Origin of the sequence: Micromonospora noduli (genome assembly GCF_003264475.1) — a bacterium.
Lineage (GTDB): Bacteria > Actinomycetota > Actinomycetes > Mycobacteriales > Micromonosporaceae > Micromonospora > Micromonospora noduli.
The window spans coordinates 66,511-82,986 of the sequence record NZ_PYAC01000041.1; the positions used below are offsets into that span (position 1 = coordinate 66,511).

General features: G+C 69.9%; 12 protein-coding genes. 4 read left to right on the forward strand and 8 right to left on the reverse strand.

Going from position 1 to position 16,476, the window contains the following annotated elements:
- Positions 1 to 9: 9 nt before the first annotated feature.
- From MED15_RS27840 to MED15_RS27850, 3 genes are all read right to left on the reverse strand, one after another.
- Entirely contained in the window at positions 10 to 888 is an 879-nt protein-coding gene (locus tag MED15_RS27840) for an endonuclease/exonuclease/phosphatase family protein (RefSeq protein WP_112737353.1), read from the reverse strand.
- Between the two features lie 130 nt (positions 889 to 1,018).
- Positions 1,019 to 1,957, reverse strand: a complete 939-nt coding sequence (locus tag MED15_RS27845; protein ID WP_112601112.1) for an SMP-30/gluconolactonase/LRE family protein — start codon at positions 1,955 to 1,957, stop codon at positions 1,019 to 1,021.
- 160 nt (positions 1,958 to 2,117) lie between these two features.
- The gene (locus tag MED15_RS27850; protein ID WP_112737355.1) at positions 2,118 to 4,451 is read right to left on the reverse strand and encodes a beta-L-arabinofuranosidase domain-containing protein; all 2,334 of its coding nucleotides are present in this window, start codon (positions 4,449 to 4,451) and stop codon (positions 2,118 to 2,120) included.
- A 693-nt stretch (positions 4,452 to 5,144) separates the two neighbouring features.
- Here MED15_RS27850 and MED15_RS27855 point away from each other — a divergent pair.
- Together MED15_RS27855 and MED15_RS27860 are read left to right on the forward strand one after the other, a co-directional pair.
- The gene (locus MED15_RS27855) at positions 5,145 to 6,923 is read left to right on the forward strand and encodes a family 43 glycosylhydrolase (RefSeq protein ID WP_112737458.1); all 1,779 of its coding nucleotides are present in this window, start codon (positions 5,145 to 5,147) and stop codon (positions 6,921 to 6,923) included.
- Positions 6,924 to 7,263: 340 nt separating this feature from the next.
- Positions 7,264 to 8,637 carry a glycoside hydrolase family 10 protein gene (locus tag MED15_RS27860; protein WP_112699254.1) on the forward strand — a complete coding sequence of 458 codons (1,374 nt, stop codon included), beginning with the start codon at positions 7,264 to 7,266 and terminating at the stop codon, positions 8,635 to 8,637.
- Positions 8,638 to 8,731: 94 nt separating this feature from the next.
- Here the strand turns inward: MED15_RS27860 and MED15_RS34580 are convergent, their stop codons facing one another.
- The 3 genes from MED15_RS34580 to MED15_RS27875 form a co-directional block, all read right to left on the reverse strand.
- Positions 8,732 to 11,599, reverse strand: coding sequence for a glycosyl hydrolase (locus tag MED15_RS34580; RefSeq protein ID WP_112737357.1), 2,868 nt, complete (start codon positions 11,597 to 11,599; stop codon positions 8,732 to 8,734).
- Between the two features lie 157 nt (positions 11,600 to 11,756).
- Positions 11,757 to 12,155 carry an MmcQ/YjbR family DNA-binding protein gene (locus MED15_RS27870; protein WP_181518380.1) on the reverse strand — a complete coding sequence of 133 codons (399 nt, stop codon included), beginning with the start codon at positions 12,153 to 12,155 and terminating at the stop codon, positions 11,757 to 11,759.
- A gap of 40 nt (positions 12,156 to 12,195) precedes the next feature.
- Positions 12,196 to 12,891, reverse strand: a complete 696-nt coding sequence (locus MED15_RS27875; protein ID WP_112699252.1) for a DUF1223 domain-containing protein — start codon at positions 12,889 to 12,891, stop codon at positions 12,196 to 12,198.
- A gap of 131 nt (positions 12,892 to 13,022) precedes the next feature.
- Between MED15_RS27875 and MED15_RS27880 the strand changes: the two genes are divergently transcribed.
- Complete coding sequence (locus MED15_RS27880; RefSeq protein WP_091408758.1) at positions 13,023 to 13,325, forward strand: GNAT family N-acetyltransferase; 303 nt, start codon at positions 13,023 to 13,025, stop codon at positions 13,323 to 13,325.
- 22 nt (positions 13,326 to 13,347) lie between these two features.
- Here the strand turns inward: MED15_RS27880 and MED15_RS27885 are convergent, their stop codons facing one another.
- Positions 13,348 to 13,938, reverse strand: a complete 591-nt coding sequence (locus MED15_RS27885; RefSeq protein ID WP_112699251.1) for a TetR/AcrR family transcriptional regulator — start codon at positions 13,936 to 13,938, stop codon at positions 13,348 to 13,350.
- Between the two features lie 140 nt (positions 13,939 to 14,078).
- On the opposite strand from MED15_RS27885, the gene MED15_RS27890 reads away from it, so the two are divergent.
- Positions 14,079 to 14,795, forward strand: coding sequence for an isocitrate lyase/PEP mutase family protein (locus MED15_RS27890; protein ID WP_112737359.1), 717 nt, complete (start codon positions 14,079 to 14,081; stop codon positions 14,793 to 14,795).
- A 242-nt stretch (positions 14,796 to 15,037) separates the two neighbouring features.
- On the opposite strand, the gene MED15_RS34830 is transcribed toward MED15_RS27890, so the two are convergent.
- Positions 15,038 to 16,210: a hypothetical protein gene (locus MED15_RS34830; protein WP_244220631.1), complete on the reverse strand. Its 1,173-nt coding sequence runs from the start codon at positions 16,208 to 16,210 to the stop codon at positions 15,038 to 15,040.
- Positions 16,211 to 16,476: the final 266 nt, after the last annotated feature.

Here is a 16,476-nt window from a genome sequence, read left to right on the forward strand (position 1 = left end):
GGAGGCGGATCAGGCCGGCCGGCGGCTGGGGCCGATGGTGAGGGTGGCCAACAGCCCGGGGTGGTCGGTGGCGCCGCGCATGGGCACCAGGGCGCGACAGCAGAGCGTGATGTCGGTGGTCGCCGTGATGTGTTGCAGTCGGCCGTCGTCGACCCGCTGATGGCCCCGCGGGGTGCAGGACCGCACGTCGGGGTCGTGCCCGGCGCGCAGGTTGAGGTCGCCGCCCAGCACGGTGGGCTCGTACCCGGCGTCGCGGGCGATCGTCGGCAGGATGGTGTCGAGCAGGTGGTCGCACTGGGTGAGCGCCACACGGTAGCCGGTGGCCGACAGGTGCGTGGTGCAGGCGAGCAGGGCGCCGTCGACGTCGACGCAGAGCCAGGCTCGTTCCTCGGGGTCCGCGAGGTCCTGCGTCGGGTGGGTTCCGGCGTACACGTTGCTCGGGGCGGCCGGCGTCCGCACGTGGGCCAGCAGCCCGATGCCGAACCGTTGGCCGTTGCGACAGCGGGTGTCGTCTCCGCTCGGGCGGTCGCCGGCGGCCTGAAACGCGGCCACGATGGTCTGGCCAGCGTGGACGGTTTGGAACACCCCGCGCAGGGTCGACAGGTCGCCCGCGCAGATCTCGTTGAGGGTGACCAGGTCGGGCGCCTCGGCGGTAATCACCTCGGCGGCCCTGGCCATCGCGTGGCCGGTGTAGCAGCCGGCGAGGCCACTGTTGCAGAGGTTCATCTGGAGCATCCGCAGGACCGTGGGTTCCGGGATGACGTTGGTGGGCGTGGTCGGCGGTGTGGCCGACGGTGTGGCCGGCCGCGCGGCCGGCAGTGCGGCGGCGGCGAGAAGGCAGCCCACGGCCAGGGTTCGGCGCAGGAACCGGTACGGACGGGCAGCCACACGAACTCCGGGGGCACGAGGCGACAGTCGTCGCCGGGTGCCAGTGATCCTACTGGCGGCCGATCGGCGATCGAGATCCAGAGCGGTGGGCCGAGGGGGCACCCGCGCGGCGCGTACCCCCTCGGGTCGCTCAGTGTGCGCGGACCGCGACGGCCGTGTAGGGCGTGGTGGGGGTCGGTGGCGTGGTGAACCGGGCGTTGGGCAGGTAGAGCCGGCCCAGCGCCTTGGCCACGGTGGTGGGTACGTCGAAGTTCGGATCGGTGATGGTGCCGGTGAGCGCTCCGGCGGTGCCGGCGTGGTTCAGCCGGACCACCGCGATCTGGTTGAGGCGGTTCTGCACGACGTAGAGGGTGCGGCCGAGCAGTAACAGCCCATCGCCGTTGGTGAAGGTGTGGCCTGGCACGTCCACGACGGTGCTCGCCCCGGTCGCCGGGTCGACCCGGTACAGGGTGCCGGTGGTGGACTGGACGACGATCAGCGCCCGGCCGTCCGGTGTGGTGGCGATGCCGTTGAGGTTGACCCCCGTGCCCACCTGCTCGTAGGCGCCGGTCAGCGTGATCGTGGTGAAGGCGTCGGCCGGCGGCAGCGCCCCACGGCGACCGAGCGGCAGCCGGTAGAGCACCGGCCGGTTCGAGTCGGTGAAGTATGCCGCGTCGCGGGTCAGCACGACGTCGTTGACGAACGTCGGGGCGGTGGCGAACTGGTAGCGGGCCAGCACCTCGCCGGTGCGGGTGTCGAGCACGCGGGCGTCGCCAGCCGTGCCACCGGAGACGAAGAGCCGGCCACGCGGGTCGACCTTGAGGCCGAGCGACGGCGTGCCGGTGGCCGCGCCGATCGTCGTGCCCCGGCCGGTGACCAGGTCGACGCGCTGGATGGCACCGGTAGCGCGGGAGCCGAAGTAGGCGTACCGGCCGGCGGTGGCGATGCCCTCGGGCTGGAACCCGTCGGGGAGGGCGAGGACGGCCGGCGGCCGCCCGGCGGGGTGCGCCTGCGCCGGCGCGACGGCGACGGTGGCCAGCATGGCGGCGGTCAACGCGCCGCCGAGCGTGGTGCGGAGGGGGCGGTTCACTGTGCTCCTTCCGGGCGGAAGCGGCACGAGCCGACACGTCCGCCACGTTCACTGGGGCCAGGACCCTCCCCACTGTACGACCGCTGGCGGGCGCTCGCTCGGCGTCACCGGCGCGGCCTTCGGGTGACCGCGCCGGTGAGCCCGTCGAGCGGGGCGGAGGTCAGGCGTTACGGACCAGCCTCCACCGGTTGTCAGCGCTGCCGTTGTCCGGATCCTGCACGGCCTGCGCTCCCCAGGCGGTCGACCCGTTCAGGATCCCGAGCAGCTTGTTGCTGTTGACGTTGCGGATCTTGTAGGTGCCGTCGCCGTTGTCCACGAGGATCCACCGGTGATCGGCGGTGCCGTTGTCGGCCCATTGCAGGACCCGGGCGTTGTCGGCGGTGGACATGTTCTCCACGCCCAGGACCTTGCCGCTGTTGACGTTGCGGAACCGGACCGCGTTGCCGTCGGTGATGACCACCCAGTTGTGGTCCGCGGTGCCGCTGTCGGCCCACTGCACGGCCAGACCACCGTCGGCGGTGGACATGTTCTGGACACCGAGGACCAGCCCGGTGCCGACGTTGACCAGGCGATAGCTGCTGGTGGGGCCGCCGCTGCCGCTGGTGTTCCAGTAGACCGTGTAGTTGTAGCCGTGGGCGTCGTAGAAGGGGGCGAGGTTCACAGTGGACCCGTTGGCGCTGGCGGTGAACGCGAGCGAGCTGGTGCTGGTCCGGGTGATCGAGGAGACGGTGAGGGTGGGCAGGGTGCTCAGGGCCGTGTTGCCGTAGTTGCCGGCCAGCACCGAGGGGCCGTACGTGATCGCGCCGACGTTGGCGTTGTCGTTGGCGGCCTTGACGGCGACCTGCATCGGCAGCCGCACGGTGATGGTGTCGCCCGCGGCCCAGGTGCGCGTGACAGTGGCGTAGCTGCCCGGCGTGGTGGTGACGTTCTCCACCGTGCCGTTGACGGCGATCGTCGCGCCGCTGGTCCAGGACGGGATCCGCACCCGGATGCTCCACGACCCGCTCATCGAGCCGGACAGGGTCAGCGTGGTGGTGTCACTGACCGGGAAGCTGGTGGTCTGGGTGACCGTGATGCCGCGCTGCGTCCAGTTCAGCACCGACGGCGTGAACAGGTTCACGCTCAGTGTGGTGCCGTTGTAGAAGTAGATGGAGTCCATCAACCTCGTGTTGATCTCCAGGCCGGTGCCCTGGCAGCACCAGAATGAGTTGTAGTCGGTGCTCCAGGTGCCGCCACCCCACGCCGGGCCCACACCGCGACGTCCGCCCGGCCGCAGCGGGGTGAAGTAGGTGATGTGGCCGTGGCTGTCGGCCGGGTTCTGCCCGCCGATCAGGTGGTTGATCAGCGCGCGCTCGTAGAAGTCGAAGTAGTCCGCCCGGTTCGGGTCGAGCAGCCACAGCTCCCGGGTCAGCTTGAGCATGTTGAACGTGTTGCACTGCTCGCAGGTGTCGTTGCTGAGGTAGCCGGCGATGGCGTTCGGCGGCCGGAAGTGCTCCGCCTGGCTGTTGCCGCCGATGACGTAGGTGTGCGCGCCGACGGTGATTCGCCACGCGTTGCTGGCGATGTCCCGGTAACGGGTGGTCCCGGTGGCCTTGAACTCCCGGGCGGCGCCGATCCACTTGGGCACCTGCGTGTTGGCGTGCAGCCCGTTGAGCTGGTCCTGGCCGGAGGCCAGGGGGTTGAACACGGAGTTGTGGTCGAACCGCTGCGCGGTGGTGAGCCATCGGCTGTCGCCGGTCTGCTGGTAGATGTCGGCGAGCACGTCGTTCATGCCCCCGAACTCGGTGCCCAGCATCGACTGCATCTGGCTGGAGCTCAGCCGGCTGGTCCGGGTGTCGACCCAGCCGGCGAGGGCCAGCAGCACCGTACGGGCCTGGGTGTTGCCGATGTAGCGCCAGACGTCGAGCAGACCGGCGAGGGTCTTGTGGATGCAGTAATAGGGCACGTTGCCGTTGGAAAGCGTCCGTGCCTCGAGCGCGGTGAAGTCGGACTCCGGGAAGCCGGAGAGGTAGCCCGCGCCGAACCCGGCGGCGGAGTTGTTGGCCTGGCACTTGGCCAACTCGGCCACCATGTAGTTGGCCTTGTCCCGGCAGGTCGTGTCGCCCAGCACCGCGTACGCGTACGCCCACGCGCTCAGGAAGTGGCCCTGCATGTGGGTCCGGAACGGGAAGTTCGGTGCGTCCCAGCCCCCGTTGGTGGCGGCGCCGTTTGTGGACAGCCGGTGGTTGGCGCGGAAGTTGTAGAGCATCCGGTCGACGTCGACGAACCGCAGGTAGTTGAGCGTCCGGGTCTGGTTGTCCATCCAACGGCCGGAGGTGAGTCGTACCTGACCCGGATCGAAGGCGTACGCCGAGACGCCGATGTCGGGCCGGGCCGGGGGGACGACGGCTGCGGACGCGCTCCCGGGGGAGACGGCGACGCCGCTCGCGGAGACCACCACGGTGGCTCCGGCGGCCTGAAGCAGGTGGCGGCGGCTGAGGGGCAGGGGTGGCATGGGGGAACCTCCAGGTGGCCGGGTACGTCGGGCCCGCCATCGATGGCGGTGGGTCGTCGGCGGCAAAGGGGGCCGACGCCGGGTGCGGTGGGGTGGGTGGGACGTGGGTCGCCGTGGACGCCGGGTGCCCACCCCTGCGCTTATCGCGGCACATCGATGTGATCGCTAACATAGTTCGTCGTTAACACGCCCGCAACCCCCGGGGCACCTCGGTGACCCATTCCCGCGAGGACCTGGCCCGGGTCACCGCATCCGGTGGCGGCTGTGGTCCGAAACGGACATCCGGCTGGCTCGCGATCATCGGAGCGTTACCGTGCGTGACGGTTGGCGACGGCCTTCCCTCCGTTGACGCCCGTCCGGTCGCTCAGTACCGTGCATCGTAAATCTTCGATGTCAACGTCGATACCTCAATGCTGCGATGTGGTTACGACGGTCATCCCGCGCCTCACAAAAGTCCAGTTCAGATGGGGGAGGGGGTAATCACTTAAGCCTGTTAGCGCTAACACGCCCGCCGGTCGTGCTGCCCGGCGCGCGAACGGCAAAGCCCGTTCGGGCGGCCGCCGGGACGGCGGCGGCTCGCCCAGTCAGACATCCGCACGCGCACTCTCTGTGGGAGTAATCGTGAAAGTGAAGGATCGAACCACAACTCGGGCCACCCGCCGGGCCAGGCGCGCCATCGCCTGGCTGGCAAGCATGGCCTGTGTCCTCGCACTGATCCCGGGGACGGCCAAGGCCGACAACCCCATCGTCCAGAACATCTACACCGCCGACCCGGCGCCGATGGTGCACAACGGCCGGGTCTACCTCTACACCGGACATGACGAGGACGGTTCCACCTATTTCACAATGCGTGAGTGGCGGGTGTACTCGTCCGCCGACATGGTGAACTGGACCGATCACGGCTCGCCGATGAATCTGGCGACGTTCGCGTGGGCGGACGCCAACGCGTGGGCCGGGCAGGTCGTTCCGCGTAACGGAAAGTTCTACTGGTACGTGCCGGTGCGCCAGCGCTCCAACGGGCAGATGGTCATCGGCGTCGGGGTGGCCGACAGCCCGACCGGGCCGTTCCGCGACGCGCTCGGTCGACCACTGGTCGGCAACAACGAAATCGACCCGCACGCGTTCATCGACGATGACGGGCAGGCGTATCTGTACTGGGGTAACCCGGGTCTGTGGTACGTGAAGTTGAACCCGGACATGATTTCGTTCTCCGGCAGTGCGACACGCATTCCCCTCACGACGGCGGGGTTCGGTACCCGTAGCGGTAATGCGAGTCGGCCGACGCTGTATGAGGAGGGGCCGTGGGTGTTCAAGCGCAACGGGTTGTACTACAACGTGTTCGCGGCTGAGTGCTGCTCCGAGTTCATCGCGTACTCCACGGCGACCGGGCCGACGGGGCCGTGGACATATCGGGGAACGATCATGCCGCGGCAGGGCGCTAGCTTCACCAATCACGCGGGTGTGATCGATTTCCAGGGTGGTTCGTATTTCTTCTATCACAACGGGGCGTTGCCCGGTGGCGGTGGTTACACCCGTTCGGTCGCGGTGGAGAAGTTCAGTTACACCAGCAATGGCCTGTTCCCGACCATCACGATGACGAACACCGGTGCCCCGCAGGTGGGCACGCTGAACCCGTACGTGCGACAGGAGGCGGAGACGATCGCCTGGGGCTCGGGGATCGAGACCGAGGCGTCCAGCGAGGGCGGGATGAACGTCGGTTGGATCGAGAACGGCGACTACATCAAGGTCAAGGGCGTCGCGTTCGGCGCGGGTGCGACAGCGTTCAGCGCCCGGGTCGCGTCGGCCACGAGCGGCGGCCGGATCGAGGTACGCCTCGACAGCGCCAACGGCCCGACAGTGGGCACCTGCACCGTGGGCGGCACCGGCGGCTGGCAGACCTGGACCACCAGCACCTGTTCGGTCAGCGGAGCGACCGGCACCCATGATCTCTACCTGCGCTTCGCCGGCGGCAGCGGCAACCTGTTCAACATCAACTGGTGGCAGTTCGGCGGCACCGGTGGCGGCAGCGCCACCAACCTGATCACCAACGGCGACGTGGAGAACGGCACGACGGGCTGGGGTGTGCACGGCAGCGGGACGCTCGCCAGGAACACCACAGTCGCGCACGGCGGCGGCGGATCACTGTCGATCACCGGCCGGACCGGCGCCTGGAACGGCCCCAGTCAGGACGTGACCGCCAAGCTCACCAACGGCAAGAGCTACACCACCAACGTCTGGGTACGAGCACAGAGCGGCACCCCGTCGGCGAAGGCGACGTTGTCGCTGACCGCGAGCGGCACGACGAACTACCTCCAGCTGACCCCGGCGGTGGGGGTGAACGTCAACGGCTGGACACTGCTCACCGGCACCACGACAGTGTCGTGGAGCGGCACCCTGACCAGCGCCGCCTTCTACGTCGAGACGGCCGAGGGCACCGACAGCCTCCTCGTCGACGACGCTACGTTCCAGTGACGGGTGCTGCCGGAGCCGTGCTCGGCGCGGCTCCGGCAGCACGGCGACGTGCCCCACCACTGCGACGGAGCGACAGGTTTCCCAGCGCGGTTGGTTACGACTTGACGAACGGCATGTTATCGCTCACAGTCGATGGTTGAGGGCAGCCGCACCTGTGGTTCACCGGGCGAACCTGCTGTGGCACCTCGACCCGCGACGTCCGCCCAGGGCATGCCGGACGTCGGGTCAGGACTCCCCGCACCGCTGCCGCGACGGCGACCGTTGCTGACGTCTCCCATGTCGCAGGAGCGGATTCGGGCGTGCGTCTCCATCGCTGCACCACCCCAGAGAAGGAATCCGCATGAATCACAGAAGAGCCCTGCGAGCGGCGGTGACCATCGCCGTTACCGGCGCCCTCGCCGCCGGTATGACGATGACGCTGACCTCCACGGCCAGCGCCGGCACGACCCTGCGGGCCTCGGCGGCTGAGAAGGGTCGTTACTTCGGCGCGGCCGTCGCGACGGGCAAGCTCTCCACCAGCGTGTACGCGACCATCCTGAACCGTGAGTTCAACAGTGTCGTGGCCGAGAACGAGATGAAGTGGGACGCGACCGAGCCGCAGCAGGGTCGGTTCAGCTACACCGGCGGCGATCGTCTGGTCAGTCACGCGCAGGCCAACGGTATGAGCGTGCGCGGCCACGCGCTGCTGTGGCATCAGCAGCAGCCGGGCTGGGCGCAGGGCATGTCCGGCAGCGCGTTGCGCAACGCGGCGATCAACCACGTCACCCAGGTCGCGACGCATTTCCGCGGGAAGATCCACTCGTGGGATGTGGTGAACGAGGCGTTCGCTGACGGTGGTAGCGGTGGGCGTCGTGACTCGAACCTCCAGCGCACCGGTAACGACTGGATCGAGGCGGCGTTCCGGGCGGCGCGGGCCGCGGATCCGGGTGCGAAGTTGTGTTACAACGACTACAACACCGACGGGATCAACGCGAAGTCGACGGGCATCTACAACATGGTGCGGGACTTCAAGTCCCGTGGCGTGCCGATCGACTGCGTGGGCTTCCAGTCGCACCTGGGCACCTCGCTGGCCGGTGACTACCAGGCCAACCTGCAGCGGTTCGCCGATCTCGGTGTGGATGTGCAGATCACCGAGCTGGACGTGATGACCGGCGGCAACCAGGCCAACATCTTCGGCGCCGTCACCCGTGCCTGCATGAACGTCTCGCGCTGCACCGGCATCACGGTGTGGGGTGTACGGGACTGCGACTCGTGGCGTGGCTCGGACAACGCCCTGCTGTTCGACTGCAACGGCAACAAGAAGGCCGCGTACACCAACGTTCTGAACGCCCTCAACGCCGGCCCCGCCATCCCCACGGACCCGCCGACCGACCCGCCGACCGACCCGCCGACGGACCCGCCCACCACCCCGCCGCCGGGGACGGGTGGTTGCTCGGCGTCGGTGTCACTGAACTCGTGGACCGGTGGCTTCGTGGCCACAGTGAAGGTGACCGCCGGCTCCGCCGGAACCAACGGGTGGAACGTCGGCGTCACCCTTGCCAGTGGTGCGAGTGTCACCAACACCTGGAGCGCGACGGCCAGTGGCTCGACCGGCACGGTGCGGTTCACCAATGTGGACTACAACGGCCGCCTCGGCGCGGGCCAGGTCACCGAGTTCGGTTTCCAGGGCACTGGCAGTGGGGCCGGCATCACGCCCACCTGCACCGCCTCCTGAGAACGACTGACTGACCGCACAGCGTCGGCCGGTGTGGGGGACCGATCCTGGTCCTCCACACCGGCCGACGTCGTGTCGCGTTCGAACCTGTCGATCAGGAGTACGGAAGCCGCAACACCGATTGGTTGCCGATGCCCAGCGTGGTCGGGTTGTTGCCGATCGCCGACCAGACCTCCACCCGGATCGTGCCGTTGCTCAGCGCGCCCAAGGTGCCGGTGGCCGAGGACAGGCCGGCGTTCTGCGTGTAGTGCTCGTAGCCGGTGACCGGGTCGGTGGCGAAGTAGCGCAGCGTCTCCACCCGTTCCCAACTGCCGTTGCCGGTGAGGTCGTAGGAGATCCGCACCTGCACGCCGTTGCCGACCGCCGTCCCGGCGTCCACGAACAGGTCGAATGCCGTCTGCCCGCCGGCGTAGGCGAGGTTGAGGCCGGTCGCCGTGAAGACCTGGGCGTTGGTGGGCGTACCGTCGTGGTTTCCGTTTGCCGCCGCGACCGTCGTCGTGGCCGCGCTGCCGGCGGCGCCCAACCCGCCCCCGGGCAGCAGGTACCGCGTCGGATTGCCAGGGGTCGTCGGCGGGTCGGTCGTCGGCGGGGGGTCCGTCGGCGTCGTCGGGGGGACACCGCCGGCCGCGTTGCCGCCACTCCAGGTGTACGCCCCGGTGGTGGCCGTCTTGCCGGCTCCCACGGCGAGCGTGGTGCCGTTGGAGAACGTCACAGTGATCGGCGTCGCCGTCGGGTTCGACGCCACGTAGGTGCGGGCCCCGTTGCGGGAGAAGACCGCCGACAGCGGATGGTTGCCGGTCACCGTCGTGTCGACGTTGCCGAGGGCGGCGAGGTTACGGATCCAGTGGAACGTGTGCGCCCGGCTCTCCCCCTCCTCCGGGGTGTAGCCCGGGTTCGCGCGGAGGTTCGCCAGCGCCGCGTCGGGATCGCCGAGGGCCTGGAACTGCCAGAGGATGTCCTGCCACACCGTCGGTTGTCCGCCGTTGTTGCGGACGAGCTCGGCATAGTTGGTCCGCACGTACGCCGGGTTGTTGCCCAGGTAGAGGTGACCGCCGGTGACCGGCAGCAGGTTGATGCCCTGGATCATCTCCGGCTCGCCGCTGAACCAGGTGGCGTACGCCCCGCCGTCACCCCAGACCATGCCGACCGTCGAGTGCCCGAACGCGGCGGGGAAGTTCTGGTCGCCGACGTCGAACCAGTACTCCTGGATGGCGGCGGCCTGGGTGGTGTAGAGGAAGACGCCGGCGTCGCGGATGGCGGTGTTACCCGTCGTCTGCCCCCACTGGATGAGGGCGCTCGCGAAGTTCATCCCCTCCGACGAGGACTCCTGGTTGTTGCCGGAACCGAAGGAGCCGTGCCCGGACGCCCAGTCGTGCCCGGCGTAGATGTCGAAGTCGCGCAGGTACGGGAACTGGGTGTCGCTGCGGCGGTAGTTGTTGGCGTCGCGGATCAGCAGGTCGACCATGCCGCCGTAACGGCTGGTGGCCGCCCAGGCCGGGTCGAACTTCGCCAGGGTCGCGGCAGCGGCGATGTAGTAGCCGTAGTGGAAGTGGTGGTCGTTGAGCTCCTGGTCGGACCCGTACGACGCCGGGTAGCCGATCAGGGTGCCCCAGTTGTTGTCGTAGTAGAAGACCCGGCTGGTCTTGCCGCTGGACGCGGTGAACCAGTCGGTGAGCGTGCTGCGGATCGCGTTCAGCGCGCTGTCGCGCGTCGTGGTGTCGTTGACCTGATCGGCGATCTCGGCGATCCGCGCGGCCCGGCCGAGCCCCTTGCCGGTCCAGTAGGTGTCGTTGCCGCGTTGGTCCATCGGGTTGGCGCGGGTGGCGGCCAGGTGCCCGGTGAGCGTCGACAAATCACCACCGCTGCCGTCGCCGACGGCCGGCAGCTCCGGCAGGATGCCCTGGAACTTCATGGCGGTGCGGAACTGGTTGACGCCGGTGAGCACCTTCATCCGACCACGCGCCGACGGGTAGGTCGGCGTGATCGCTGTGGAACCGCTCAGCGACTTCCACTGGTGCGGGTAGAGGCTGACCACCGTCTGCGTGGCGGTGCCCTCCCGGGCGGTCGTGGTGAACGCGTACGTGGTGGTCAGGCCGCTGGTCGCGGGGTTGTAGGCGTACGAGACCTGGGTGCCGGTCACGTGGGCGTGCGCGTACTGACCGTAGGTCGCGGCCAGCGCGGCGCGCTCGGTCGCGCTGGACGTCGGCGGCAGCAGGGCCACGGAGAAGTAGCCGCGGCCGGCCAGGGTGGACGAGATCCGGCCGGACGCCACGGTCCAGCTGGCGCCGCTGGGCGCGAACCCGACGTAGTCGTGGCCGTTGACCCGGAAGCCGATGGTGGCACCGCTGTTGGACCAGACGTCCGGGGTGCCGGCGGTGCTGATCTGCGCGTTCCCCCCGGTGGTCTGGAAGTACGCGAAGGGCAGACCATGGCCGATGGTCGCGCGCATGGTGCGCGTGCCGTCGCTCCAGTGCGGGCTGACCGTCCAGTCCGTCCAGCCGTCGACCTTCACCAGGGGTGCGGCGAGCCCGGCCACACCGACCCGGATGTCCTGCACGTACGGGTAGTGGAACTCACCGACACCGGTGGCGGTGCCGCTGATGGCGGGCGTGGAGTTGGCGGAGAAGCCGAGCCCGTCGCCGAAGGTGTCGTACGAGATCGGGTGAGCGTGCAGCGGCTCACTGAACGAGCAGTCGGTGCGCTTCCACAGCAGCGAGGACCACCAGTCGTTGGTGGGGATCGGCCCGGCGGGCGCGTTGGCGGTGGCGAACTGTCGGGGGTTGCTGGACATCGCGCCGCAGCCGCTGGGGAGCGGGCCGACCGGGGTGGTGGTGTAGCTGCCGGCGCCGACGGGTGCGGCCTCGGCCGCGCGGGTGACGGGGACGGCGAGGCCGCCGACGACCAGGGCCAGCGCGGTGGCGGCGGCCAGGGCCCATCGGCGGTGGGGGACGGGAGGTTTCATCGTGCCTCCATCGCGCGCGCCGGGTGCGGCCCTTGCCGGGTCCAGCGCTTTGCGTCTGAATTGGGGGGAAGGTCAGGTGAGAGAGCGCTCTCTCGGCCACGGTAATGGAGTACCGAGATCCCCGTCAATGTGTCAAACGCGTTGCGTGCTGATGTCGTTATTTGCCGGCGCCCGCACGGTCGCCCAGCGGTTCGCCCTCTCGGTCGTTCACCAGCGCGTCCGGCACGCGCATCCGCCACGCGTCAGTCACCAGCTCGGTCAACCGGTCCAGGTCGACCGCCGCCAGACGCAGCAACACCAGGGGCAGCCCGTCGTAACCGGGCGCGGTGAAGAAGACCTCGGGCTCCCCGAGCAGGAGAGCCTGCTTCTCGGCCTCGTCGCCGACGAACAGCACAGCGATGTCCAGCCGGATCACCCGAGGCTTTCCCGGTGTCCGTTCCGGATAGGACCAGACGAAGCCCTTGTCGGCCACCCGGAAGTCGAAGCCGTCACTGGGGTTCTCCACCGTGTGCGGCAGGGCCAGCGCCACCCGACGTACGTCGTCCGCGTCAGCCACCGAAAACCCTCGCACCCCGCACCATCCGCATGGGCCGAGATTACGCGGTGGACAGGTCGATGGCCGTGGCGCCGACGATCGCCCGTTCGCCGTTCTCCTGGACATAGCCGACCACGCTGGCGCTTCCCGGATCGAGACCAGGTGGTGTCGCCAGCTCCACCTGCCCCCGCTCGGCGTCCAGGCCCACCGACCTGAAGGCGCGTACGACGTTGTCCTGCCGCAGCGTCCGCCCGGCGTTCTCCCCCCGGGCGATCTCACTGGTCAGGTCCCGTTCCACGACCGCCACCTGCAACACCGCGCGCTCCGGTGGCTGTTCGGTCCGGTAGTCCACCATCACCCGGTCATTGCCCAGGTTGGCAATGGAGAGCGCCAGTGGTGTGGTGGCGGTCGAGGCCATGGCGGACATGATCGCGGCGGCCGTCCGGCGGCGGTCGGAACCGACGAACTCGACGGTGCCGTTGACGACCATCTGCGGGGTGTACAGGCCTCGGGTGCCGAACGCGCGGGCGTACGCCTCCTGGCGCGCGGTGTACGCCGCGTCCGCGAACTGGTCGGGCCAACCCAGGTCGTCCCAGTAGTCGACGTGGAACCCGAGGGTGAAGACGTTCTGGCCCCGGTCCCGTGCGTCGCGCTCGATCTCGCTCAGCAACTCCTCCGCGGGAGGGCAACTGTTGCAGCCCTGGGACGTGAACATCTCGACGACGGCGAAGCCGCCGTCCGTCGATGGATTCGCCATGGTGACGTGTCTCCTCCCACGATGTGCCCGGAGGCGTTGCGTTCCCGTTTCGGCCGGGACAATGCGCGTGGGGTCGCGTCCCCTGCCGGCCTCGCAGCGAGCGCCGCCGGGCCGGGTGGTTGGATGGTCGGGTGCAGTTCACCGTGACAGACGCGCCGGCGCGGGAGCGTTTCGAGGCGCGCGACGAGGCGGGCGCGGTCGTCGGGTTCGTCACCTATCAGCTGACCGGCTCGATCATCGCCTACACCCACACCGAGGTCGATCCGGCGTACGAGGGCAAGGGCGTCGGGTCGACGCTGGCGCGGGCCGTGCTGGACGATGCGCGGAGCAAGGGCCGGACCGTCGTGCCGATCTGCCCGTTCATCGCCGACTGGGTGGTCAAGCACCCGGAGTACGAGAGCATCGTGGTCCGGTCCACCCGCAAGATCAAATAACCGCGCTTCCGGTCGGGTGGTGTCAGCCGTCCGGTAGGAGCTTGGCGGCGAGGGTGCGGGCCGTGGCGGTCAGGGTGTCGATGTCCAGCCCCGTCCGCCCCATGAACACCAGGCCCTGCTGTGCGGCGAGCAGCGCACGCGCGGTCTCGACCGGGTCGACGTCGCGCGGCAGGTCGCCCTCGTCCTGGGCCCGCCCGACGCTCTCGGCGACCAGGGCGGTCGTCGCCTCGTAGGTGCGCCGCGCCTCGGCGAGGACGTCCGGGTCGCTGGTGGCGAGTTCGTACGTGCTGTTGGCCATGAGACAGCCGCGCCGGGCGGCAGCACCACCCGGGTCGTTTGCCGGTGCCATGACGAACGCGCGTAGCGCGTCCAGGGCGCGGGGAGCGGAGGTGAGCATCTCGCGCAGGTAGCCGCCGCTGGTGTCGGTGTATTCCCGCAGCGCCTTCAGGAACAGCCGGTGTTTGTCGCCGAAGGCGCCGTAGAGGCTGCCCTTGCCCAGCCCGCTGACGCGCACCAGGTCTTCCAGTGAGGTCGCCGCGTAGCCGGCGTCCCAGAACTGGTCCCGGACGGCGCGGATCACCTGCTCCTCGTCGAACTGCCGTGGCCTGGCCATCTGACCAGCGTAGCAATTGTTGACCGGTCGGTCCACCAAACGTAGGGTGGACCGATCAGGTCACCGGCGCCGTGCTTGACTCCAACGGCGGACACACCGCCTGAGCCCCGCCCTCCGCAGCCCGTCGGGAGACGACAACGATGACAGCCTCCACCTTCCGTGCCCTGCACCACGACCGGGCCGCCGGCGATCCGCTCGTTCTGCCGGGCCCCTGGGACGCGGCCAGCGCCCGGGTGCTGGCCGACGCCGGTTACCCGGCGCTCGCGACCCCGAGCGCGGGCGTCGCCGCATCGCTCGGCTACGAGGACGGCGCGACCCCACCGGACGAGATGTTCGCGGCGGTCGCGCGCATCGTCCGCGCCGTGTCCGTTCCGGTGTCCGCCGACGTCGAGGGCGGTTACGGCCTCGCCCCCAGCGAGCTGGTCGGACGGCTGTTGGAGGCCGGCGTTGTCGGCTGCAACCTGGAGGACTCGGAGGGGGACGCCACCCTCAAGGACCCCCGGCGGCACGCCGACTGGTTGGCCGAGGTGCGCGCGGAGGCGGGCGACGCTCTCTTCATCAACGCCCGCGTCGACACCTTCCTGGTCGGAACGGGTGACCCGGCCGACGCGGTGGAACGCGCCCACCTGTACGTGGCTGCCGGCGCCGACTGCGTCTACCCGATCCTGGCGCCACTGCAGGTGCTCCCGCAGCTGCGGGACGGCATCTCCGGGCCGATCAACATGGCCGCCGGACCGGACCGGGAGTCCGTGGCCGAGCTGGGACGGCAGGGCGCCACACGCATCACCTTCGGTCCAGGAATGCAGCGGTACGCGATGGCGTCGATCGGCGACCTCGCGGCCGAGCTGCGCGCCTGACCCTGGACGTCACCCCCCGGCGCCGGTGACCGGGCGCGTGGGCGCGGGTGGGCGGCCGCTGGCTGTGTGATCGACTCGGGTTTCTGGAAGTCGGGGTGTCCCGGTCGGGTGGATCGCGCGGTTTCCTGAATGCCGAGTCGATCGTCCAGCGCGGTGGGCGTCGAAGGAGTTACGGCAGCTAACGCCCGAGCCCCCGGCGTGCCGTCGCGGTGGACGGCTGCCGGGGGCTCGGATGCAGGCGGTCAGGCCTGGTTGCCGCTCGGCAGCACCGCTGCCATCTCGTGGCCGGCGCCGGCGAGCACGCGTGCCTGCTGCGGCCAACTGGCCAGCCCAGGTGCGGCGCGCAGGCCGGCGGCCCGGATCAGGTCGCGCAGTGCCGGCTCGTCCAACTCGCCGAGCTGGCCGTACGTGCGCACGCCGGCGTCCTGCAACGCGGCCGCCATCTTCGGCCCGATCCCCTGGATCCGGCGGAAGTCGTCGGCCGGGCCCGTCGGGTCGGCATCGATGCTGCTGATCGTCGTGTCGGCGGCTGAACGGACCGGAGGGGTCGCGGCGGCGGTCGGGCGGACCGGAGGTACGGCCACCGCCGACCGCTCGGCCTCCGCGGCGTCGACCGCGGACTCGGCCTGCGCCGGCTCGGCGTTCACCGGGTCGGCGTTCACCGGGTCGGCGTTCACCGGGTCGGAGTGCATCGGCTCGGAGTGCATCGGCTCGGCGGTCGTCTGTTCCTCTGCCGGGTCGATCGCCGTGGCCTTGGTCTCCGCATCGTCGGACGCGCCGACGGAGGCCACCGCGTCGTCGGCCGGCGTCGTGTCGGCGGGCGCGCTGTCGGCGGGGGTGGCCGCGACCGGCGCATCGTCGATCGCCGCGTCGTCGGCCGGCGTCGTGTCGAGCGGCGCCGCGTCGGCCGGCGGGAGGTCGTCCGCGGGCTGGCGGGGAGCGACCACGGCCGCCGGGGCGGGCTGGTCGTCGACAGTGACCGGCTCGGGGGCCGATTCAACCGCCGGCTCCTGCCGCAGCTCAGCCGCGTCGGGCTGCTCGTTGGCCGGTACGGGCGGCGGGTTCTCGGTCAGCGCCATGTCCGCCGGGTCGACGGTGCTCGGAGCCTCCGCCGGCACGGGCACCGGGGCGGGACCGTCCGGTTCGGTCAGCGCGGCTGGCGCGCTGACCGTGTCGACCGGTACCGGCTCGTCGGCGACCGCGGTGGGTGCCGGGTCGACGGCGGCCGCAGGCTGGACCTCGTCGGTGGTGGCAGCCGGCGTGGGCGTGGTGATCACGGCCAGACCGGCGACGGGGTCACCATCCACAATCGAATTGCCCTGTACGCCCCGTCGGCCGCGCAGCAGCCACCCGGCGGCCAGGCCCAGCAACAGTGCCAGTACCACTATCAGCGAGTGTCCGAAAGACCACGCCACGGCGAACCTCCCTCTCAGCTCGTTGGAAAAGTCACGAGAAAAACTCGCCGCAGCTTCGCACACGCGTATTGCCGACGACAGGCAGGATCGGCCGTCAGCGTTGCCGGTGGGCCAGCCACCTCAGCCGGTGCCTGCCGCGTAACACTGCGTCGTCCGATCAGGCCAAATCCGACGAGACGAGACCGGGCCGGGCATGGATCGGTCGGGTCGAGCACTCCGGACACGATGAGACCCGGGCCCGGCGTGGGACGCCGAGCCCGGGTCGG

What these genes read in the sequence shown, in the direction of transcription:
- MED15_RS27850 (WP_112737355.1), bottom strand. Translation starts at nt 4,451, where the DNA reads ATGCCACCCCTGCCCCTCAGCCGCCGCCACCTGCTTCAGGCCGCCGGA.
- MED15_RS27875 (WP_112699252.1), bottom strand. Translation starts at nt 12,891, where the DNA reads ATGGCGAATCCATCGACGGACGGCGGCTTCGCCGTCGTCGAGATGTTC.
- MED15_RS27885 (WP_112699251.1), bottom strand. Translation starts at nt 13,938, where the DNA reads ATGGCCAGGCCACGGCAGTTCGACGAGGAGCAGGTGATCCGCGCCGTC.
- MED15_RS34580 (WP_112737357.1), bottom strand. Translation starts at nt 11,599, where the DNA reads ATGAAACCTCCCGTCCCCCACCGCCGATGGGCCCTGGCCGCCGCCACC.
- MED15_RS27860 (WP_112699254.1), top strand. Translation starts at nt 7,264, where the DNA reads ATGAATCACAGAAGAGCCCTGCGAGCGGCGGTGACCATCGCCGTTACC.
- MED15_RS27855 (WP_112737458.1), top strand. Translation starts at nt 5,145, where the DNA reads ATGGCCTGTGTCCTCGCACTGATCCCGGGGACGGCCAAGGCCGACAAC.
- MED15_RS27890 (WP_112737359.1), top strand. Translation starts at nt 14,079, where the DNA reads ATGACAGCCTCCACCTTCCGTGCCCTGCACCACGACCGGGCCGCCGGC.